The organism is Streptomyces sp. CB03238 (assembly GCF_002099185.1).
Taxonomy (GTDB): domain Bacteria; phylum Actinomycetota; class Actinomycetes; order Streptomycetales; family Streptomycetaceae; genus Streptomyces.
The window spans coordinates 1-6,833 of the sequence record NZ_NBCN01000033.1 but is presented as its reverse complement, the minus strand read 5'-3'; the positions used below and the strand labels follow the sequence as shown (position 1 = coordinate 6,833).

Genomic DNA, 6,833 nt, shown 5'->3' with positions numbered 1-6,833 from the left:
CACCGCTCCGCCCGAGTACGCCCGGCTGCTGGCGTCCGTCGCGGCCGCGGGGGCCGCGCACGCGTACCTGCTGACCAGTGAAGGGATCCCGTCATGAGCGAGGCCGCCCTGGAGGCCGCGCAGGCGGCGCTCGCCGCCGAGCACGCGGCGGTGTACGGGTACGGGGTCGTCGGCGGCCGGGTCGGCGACGGACGGCGGGCGGAGGCGACCGCCGCGTACGCCGCCCACCGGGCCCGGCGGGACGCGCTGGCGCGGACGGTGCGCGACCTGGGCGGGAAGCCCGCCGCGTCCGCCGCCGCGTACGCGCTGCCGTTCCCGGTGCCGGACGCGGCCGCGGCCGTACGGCTGGCCGCCGAGCTGGAGGACCGGGTCGCGGGCGTCTACTCCGACCTCGTACGGGCCGCGGAGGGGCCGCTGCGGCGCGAGGCGGCGAGCGCGCTGCGGGAGGCCGCGGTGCGGGCCGTGCGGTGGCGGGGCAGCGGCGTAGCCTTTCCTGGGCTCGCCGAGCGACTGTGAGCCCTGGCTTTCGAGAGGGAACAACGCACGCATGGGTTTTGAACCGCCGCAGCGACTGGTGCGGGCTCTCGGCGAGACGTACGGCGACGCGGCCGCGGGCGACTGGCTCGCCCGGCTTCCGGAGCTCGCCCGGCAGGCGGTGGACCTGCGGCACCTGGACGTCGAACGGGTGATCGCGCCGGGCGGCCGCAGCAGCCTCGTCGTCCTCGTACGGCTGCCGGACGGCACCCCGGCCGCGCTGAAGGTGGCGCCGCCGTTCGCCGCGCCGGACCGGGAGCGGGCGGCGCTCGCCCACTGGAACGGCTGGGGCGCGGTGCGGGCGCTGGACGACTCCGGGCCGGACCTGCTGCTGGAGCGGCTGCACGCGGAGGTGAGCCTGCGCTCCCTGCCGGAGGCCAAGGCGCTGCTGGAGGCCGCCGGCACGGTGCGGCGCCTGTGGGTGGCCCCGCCGGAGAGCCACGGCTTCGAGTCGGTCGCCGAGCGCACCGCGCGGCAGGCGGAGGCGATGCGGGCGGTGAAGGACGCGGAGACGGCCGAGCTGGTGTCCGCGGCGCTCGGCGCGCGGGACGAGCTGGTCGCGGACGCCCCCGAGGAGCTGCTCCTGCACGGCAACTTCCGCCAGGGCAAGGTGCTGGCCGGTGACCGGGCGCCCTGGCTGGCCGTCGGCCCGGACCCACTGGTGGGCGAACGCGCGTACGACCTGGCCCGGCTGGTCCGCGACCGGGTCGAGGACCTGGTCGCGGCCGCCTCCGGCCCGACGTCCGGGCGCCGCCGGGTGAACAAGCTGGCCGACTCCCTCGACGTGGACCGTGAGCGGCTGCGCGGCTGGACCCTGTTCCGGGCCGTGGAGTCGGGGACGCGGGCGCTGGCGGCGGGGCGGCGGCAGGACGGCGAGCTGCTGCTGGAATTCGCGAGCTGGCTCTAGAACTCCCCAGACGGCCCCACAGGTGCGATATTGGGCATAACGCACCCGTAACCCACTTGGCTCCTATGGCAGGGGGTTGTCATGGTCGAGGAACTGCTCACGGCGGCCGCGGCGACGGGCTCCGCAGGCGCGCTGTACCTGTCAGCCGCCGCCAGGGTCATCAAGCAGTACGAGAGGGGCGTCGTCCTGCGGTTCGGCCGGCTCCGGCACGGCATCCGGGCGCCGGGCTTCACGCTCGTGGTCCCGTTCATCGACCGGCTGCACAAGGTCAACATGCAGATCGTGACCATGCCGGTGCCCGCCCAGGAGGGCATCACGCGCGACAACGTCACGGTCCGGGTGGACGCGGTCGTGTACTTCAAGGTCGTGGACGCGGCCGCCGCGATCATCCGGGTCGAGGACTACCGGTTCGCGGTCTCGCAGATCGCGCAGACCTCGCTGCGTTCGATCATCGGCAAGAGCGACCTGGACGACCTGCTCTCCAACCGGGAGAAGCTCAACCAGGGGCTGGAGCTGATGATCGACAACCCGGCCGTCGAGTGGGGTGTGACCATCGACCGGGTCGAGATCAAGGACGTCTCGCTGCCGGAGACGATGAAGCGTTCCATGGCCCGCCAGGCCGAGGCCGACCGCGAGCGGCGGGCCCGGGTCATCAACGCGGACGCGGAGCTGCAGGCGTCGAAGAAGCTGGCGGAGGCGGCGGGAGTGATGTCGGAGACGCCCTCCGCCCTCCAGTTGCGGCTGCTGCAGACCATCGTGGCCGTCGCCGCCGAGAAGAACTCGACGCTGGTGCTGCCGTTCCCGGTGGAGCTGCTGCGCTTCCTTGAGCGGGCCGCGCAGAACCCGCCCCCGACGGGGCAGCAGCCGACCGCCCTGCACGTGCACGACCCGCACCTGCACGACCCGCTCGACACCTTCCGCGCGTCGCAGCCGGCCCCCGAGCCACCCCTGCACGAACCGGCGCCGGCCCCCCACGTACGTGACCACGTACGTGACGACGACGCCGGCACGGCGGGCTGCATCTGACACCCCGGGCGCCGACCGCCGAGCCCCGGCCCGGCGGTGCGCCCGGCTTTCGGTGCGCCTCGGCCGGAGCGGCGCGGCCAGACGGCGCGCCCGGCTTCCGGGCACTTCGGCCGGAGCGGCGCGGACGACTCCAAGGCTCCGGGCCTGGCCACCGCGGCGTGAGCACACGCGCGGCGGCGCGCCGGGAGGCACGCGGGCGGTGACCGGCCACGGTCCGGCGGCCGCGCCGGGGCCTCAGGCCCCCCGGCCGTAACCACGCGCGCGGCGCCGCCCGGAACGCACCCGGGGTCCCACACGCGGCGGCCGGCCACGGCCCGGCGCCCTGCCGGGCCGGGCGCCCCGGCCGTAACCACGCGCGGCGCCGCGCGTGGACGAGCGTGAGCAGGCCGAGGCCCCGGGGCGGGGCGTTACGCGCTGAGGCGGGCGATCGCCTCGTCGACCGTGAGCTCCTCGCGCTCGCCGGTGCGGCGGTCCTTCAGCTCCACGACGCCCTCGCCGGAGCGGCGGCCCGCGACGAGGATCTTCGGTACGCCGATGAGCTCCGCGTCCGTGAACTTCACGCCCGGCGACACCCCGGCCCGGTCGTCGACCAGCACCCGGAGGCCCGCGTCGCCGAGCTTGCCGGCGACGTCGAGCGCGAGCTCCGTCTGGAGCGCCTTGCCGGCCGCGACGACGTGGACGTCGGCCGGGGCGATCTCGCGGGGCCAGCACAGGCCCTGCTCGTCCGCGTGCTGCTCGGCCAGGGCCGCGACCGCGCGGGAGACGCCGATGCCGTACGAGCCCATGGTGACGCGGACGGGCTTGCCGTTCTGGCCGAGGACGTCGAGCTGGAAGGCGTCGGCGTACTTGCGGCCGAGCTGGAAGATGTGGCCGATCTCGATGGCGCGGTCCAGCTTGAGGCCGGTGCCGCACTCGGGGCACGGGTCGCCGTCCTCGACCACGACGACGTCCAGGTACTCGTCGACCTCGAAGTCGCGGCCCGCGACGACGTTCTTCGCGTGCGTGTCCGGCTTGTTGGCGCCGGTGATCCAGGCGGTGCCGGGGGCGATGCGCGGGTCGGCGATGTAGCGGACCTTGTCCAGGCCCTGGGGGCCGACGTAACCGCGGACGAGGTCGGGGCGGCCGGTGAAGTCCTCGGCGGTGACGACCTCGACGGTGGCCGGGGCCAGGTGGTCCTCCAGCTTGCCGAGGTCGACCTCACGGTCGCCGGGCACGCCCACCGCGACGATCTCGCCGTCGACCTTGACCAGGAGGTTCTTCAGGGTCGCGGAGGCGGGGACGTCCAGGTGCGCGGCGAGCGTCTCGATGGTCGGCGTGTCGGGGGTGTCCAGCTCCTCCAGCGGGCCGTGCGCGGCGGGGCCCTCCGGCTGCCGCGTGAACGTGACGGCCTCCGTGTTGGCCGCGTAGTCGCAGTTCGGGCAGTACACGAAGGTGTCCTCGCCCGCCGCGGCCGGGGCCAGGAACTCCTCCGACGCCGAGCCGCCCATGGCGCCCGAGACAGCCGAGACGATCTTGTGCCGGAGGCCGAGCCGGTCGAAGATCTTGATGTACGCCTCGCGGTGCAGCGCGTACGACTCGGCCAGGCCCTCGTCGGTGGTGTCGAAGGAGTACGAGTCCTTCATCTGGAACTCACGGCCGCGCAGGATGCCGGAACGGGGACGGGCCTCGTCGCGGTACTTCGTCTGGATCTGGTAGAGGATCACCGGCAGGTCCTTGTAGGACGTGCACTGGTCCTTGACCAGCTGGGTGAAGATCTCCTCGTGGGTCGGGCCGAGCAGGTAGTCGCCGCCCTTGCGGTCCTTGAGGCGGAACAGCTCGGCGCCGTACTCCTCCCAGCGGCCCGTCGCCTCGTACGGCTCCTTGGGCAGCAGCGCGGGCAGCAGGACCTCCTGCGCGCCGATCGCGTCCATCTCCTCGCGCACCACGCGCGAGACGTTCTCCAGGACCTTCATGCCCAGCGGCAGCCAGGACCAGATGCCCGCGGCGTTGCGGCGTACGTAACCGGCGCGGACGAGCAGCTTGTGGCTGAGCGTCTCGGCGTCCGCCGGGTCGTCGCGCAGTGTCTTGACCATCAACCGGGACATGCGCTGGACCTGGGCCATGGGGAACTCTCCTGCGGTGAAAAGTGTGATGGCTAGGAGGTTAGCTCCGGGGCGGGCGCCGAAGGAAATCAGTTCGGCCGCAGCAGGGGCAGCGGCGCGCCCATCACCGCGTACGGTTTCGCGGCACTGGGGAAGTGGACCCGGCGGGCCAGGTCCCGGTAGCCCAGGGCGCGGTAGAGGAACCGGGCCGGGTTCTCGACGTCGATGGCGGAGAGGATCGAGCGCGGCTGCTCGGCGGCGTCCGTGATGGTGGTGATCAGCTCACGCCCGATGCCCCGGCCCTGGAAGGCGGGGTGGACGTGGAGCTCGGTGATGACGAAGGAGTCGTCGAGCCAGGCGTCGTTGCCCTCGCGGACGAGGTAGGGCTGGACCACCGTGGACCACCAGTGCGTACGGTCGTTGGGCATCCCGTACACGAAGCCGACGAGCCGCCCGGTCGGTGTGGTCGCGCCGTAGGCGCACGCGCCCGGGCTGAGCAGGTGGCGCATGACGATGTGGCGACGTACGGCGACCTCGTCCTCGGTCAGCCCGAAGGCGAGGGCCTGCACGGCGAGGGCGTCGTCCACGCGCGCGGCGAGATCGACCGGTCGGACCACGACGTCATCCATGCGACCGAACCTTACAAGTGCCTCAGAAGAGCACGCTCATGAAGGCGCCGACCTCCTGGAATCCGACACGTCGGTACGCGGCCCTGGCGGGGAGGTTGTAGTCGTTGACGTACAGCGAGACGACCGGCGCGACGTCGGCGAGGGCGTAGCGCAGGACGGCGGCCATGCCGGTCTCGGACAGGCCCCGGCCCCGGTACTCGGGGGCGACCCAGACGCCCTGGATCTGGCAGGCCTGGGGGGTGGCGGCGCCGATCTCGGCCTTGAAGACGACCTTGCCGTCCTCGATGCGGGCGAAGGAGCGGCCCGTACCGACGAGCTCGGCGACGCGGGCCTGGTAGAGCAGGCCGCCGTCGCCCGCCATGGGCGAGATGCCGACCTCCTCGGTGAACATGGCCACGCACGCCGGCATGATCACGTCCATCTCGTCCTTGCGGATGCGGCGGACGTACGGATCGGGCTCCACGTCCGGGGACGGCCGGTCGGTGACCATCAGCGGCTGGTGCGCGCGGACGTCCCGGGCGGGGCCCCAGCCCGGTTCGAGGAGCCGCCACAGCTGGGCGGTGGGCTCGACCGGGCCGACGATCGACGAGCAGCGGCGGCCGGCCCGGCGGGCGCGGTCGGCGAAGGCGCGGACGGCCTCTGGCGTGGCGCAGATGGGGACGAGGTTGGCGCCGGAGTAGCAGAGCGAGCGCAGCCGCCCGTCCGCGTACCAGCCCCACATCTCGCCGCCGAGGCGCCAGGGGTCCAGCCCGGCGACCTGCACGCGGGAGGTGACGAACGCGTTGGCGACGGGCTCGCTCTCGAGGACGGCGAGCGCGGCGCCGAGGTCGCTGGGCTCGAGGACCCGGGTGGTGGTCTGCGTCAACACGAGGGGGCCTCACCATGCGTTCCATACGGGTCCTGGCACTGTACCTGCCGGTGCGGGTGAAGCGGCAGGACGCGGGTGCGCGGCCCCCGCGCGGGGACGTGCCCCCGGGGCCCCGTTGCGGCCCCGCACCCCCGGGGCGGCCACCCCGTCGGCAATCGCTCGGGGCGCCCACCCCCGTTGCAGGCCCTTCGCCCCCGGGCCACCACCCGTTGCGGGCCCTCGCCCCGGGACGCCAGCCCCGGTTGTGGTCCCTCAGTCCGGGTCGGCACCCCCGTTGTGGGGAGTCGTTGGGGGACGCCCACCTCCCGGCGCCCGACCCTGCCGGGCCCATGCCCCCCACCCTCGATTCGCACCCGGCGTCCGGCCGGGGCGGGGCCGTGCAGGGTCGCCCCCGCAGAGGTTGGCGGCTCCGAAAGGGCTCCCTGCAAGCGACGCAAGGCCGCCGGCCTCGAGGAGGTGAGCCCGGAGGGGCCCCGCCCCCCACCCACCGGGGGAAGCCGCCGCTCGGGCACCGCCCGGGGGGACCGATAAAGCGCACCGCCCGGTGGGGCACCGAGAAGGGGCGCCGCCCAGTTCCGTTATGCCCACCCGTTCCGCCATGCGGAACGACTGCCCACAACGTTGCGGACCGGAGGTGCGGGGCGCGGGCGGGAAACGACGCGCGCCCCGGTGCCGAAGAGGCAGCGGGGCGCGGGGGCGGGGCGGGTCAGCTCACGGAGACTTCCGGTTCGCCGGACATGACGCCGTCCTTCTCCATCTGCTCGGCGATCTTCATCGCCTCTTCGATG

At 74.0% G+C, this 6,833-nt stretch carries 6 protein-coding genes; 3 read left to right on the top strand and 3 right to left on the bottom strand.

What is annotated here, in order from left to right; translation table 11 throughout:
* The first annotated feature begins 93 nt into the window (after nucleotides 1–93).
* The 3 genes from BKD26_RS35460 to BKD26_RS35450 all read left to right on the top strand — a co-directional run bounded on the left by BKD26_RS35460 (nucleotide 94) and on the right by BKD26_RS35450 (nucleotide 2,467).
* Complete coding sequence (locus tag BKD26_RS35460; RefSeq protein WP_084906787.1) at nucleotides 94–516, top strand: DUF4439 domain-containing protein; 423 nt, start codon at nucleotides 94–96, stop codon at nucleotides 514–516.
* A gap of 31 nt (nucleotides 517–547) precedes the next feature.
* Complete coding sequence (locus BKD26_RS35455) at nucleotides 548–1,441, top strand: aminoglycoside phosphotransferase family protein (protein ID WP_084906786.1); 894 nt, start codon at nucleotides 548–550, stop codon at nucleotides 1,439–1,441.
* Between the two features lie 81 nt (nucleotides 1,442–1,522).
* Nucleotides 1,523–2,467: a slipin family protein gene (locus BKD26_RS35450; protein WP_084906785.1), complete on the top strand. Its 945-nt coding sequence runs from the start codon at nucleotides 1,523–1,525 to the stop codon at nucleotides 2,465–2,467.
* A 407-nt stretch (nucleotides 2,468–2,874) separates the two neighbouring features.
* Here BKD26_RS35450 and BKD26_RS35445 read toward each other — a convergent pair whose 3' ends face one another.
* The 3 genes from BKD26_RS35445 to BKD26_RS35435 form a co-directional block, all read right to left on the bottom strand.
* The gene (locus tag BKD26_RS35445) at nucleotides 2,875–4,569 is read right to left on the bottom strand and encodes a proline--tRNA ligase (protein ID WP_084906784.1); all 1,695 of its coding nucleotides are present in this window, start codon (nucleotides 4,567–4,569) and stop codon (nucleotides 2,875–2,877) included.
* A gap of 68 nt (nucleotides 4,570–4,637) precedes the next feature.
* A complete protein-coding gene (locus BKD26_RS35440; protein WP_084906783.1) occupies nucleotides 4,638–5,177 on the bottom strand; it encodes a GNAT family N-acetyltransferase in 540 nt (179 codons plus the stop codon).
* A 22-nt stretch (nucleotides 5,178–5,199) separates the two neighbouring features.
* Complete coding sequence (locus BKD26_RS35435; RefSeq protein WP_179166829.1) at nucleotides 5,200–6,045, bottom strand: GNAT family N-acetyltransferase; 846 nt, start codon at nucleotides 6,043–6,045, stop codon at nucleotides 5,200–5,202.
* Nucleotides 6,046–6,833: the final 788 nt, after the last annotated feature.

Coding starts and splice junctions, on each gene's coding strand:
- BKD26_RS35460 (WP_084906787.1), top strand. CDS start 94: ATGAGCGAGGCCGCCCTGGAGGCCGCGCAGGCGGCGCTCGCCGCCGAG.
- BKD26_RS35455 (WP_084906786.1), top strand. CDS start 548: ATGGGTTTTGAACCGCCGCAGCGACTGGTGCGGGCTCTCGGCGAGACG.
- BKD26_RS35450 (WP_084906785.1), top strand. CDS start 1,523: ATGGTCGAGGAACTGCTCACGGCGGCCGCGGCGACGGGCTCCGCAGGC.
- BKD26_RS35445 (WP_084906784.1), bottom strand. CDS start 4,569: ATGGCCCAGGTCCAGCGCATGTCCCGGTTGATGGTCAAGACACTGCGC.
- BKD26_RS35440 (WP_084906783.1), bottom strand. CDS start 5,177: ATGGATGACGTCGTGGTCCGACCGGTCGATCTCGCCGCGCGCGTGGAC.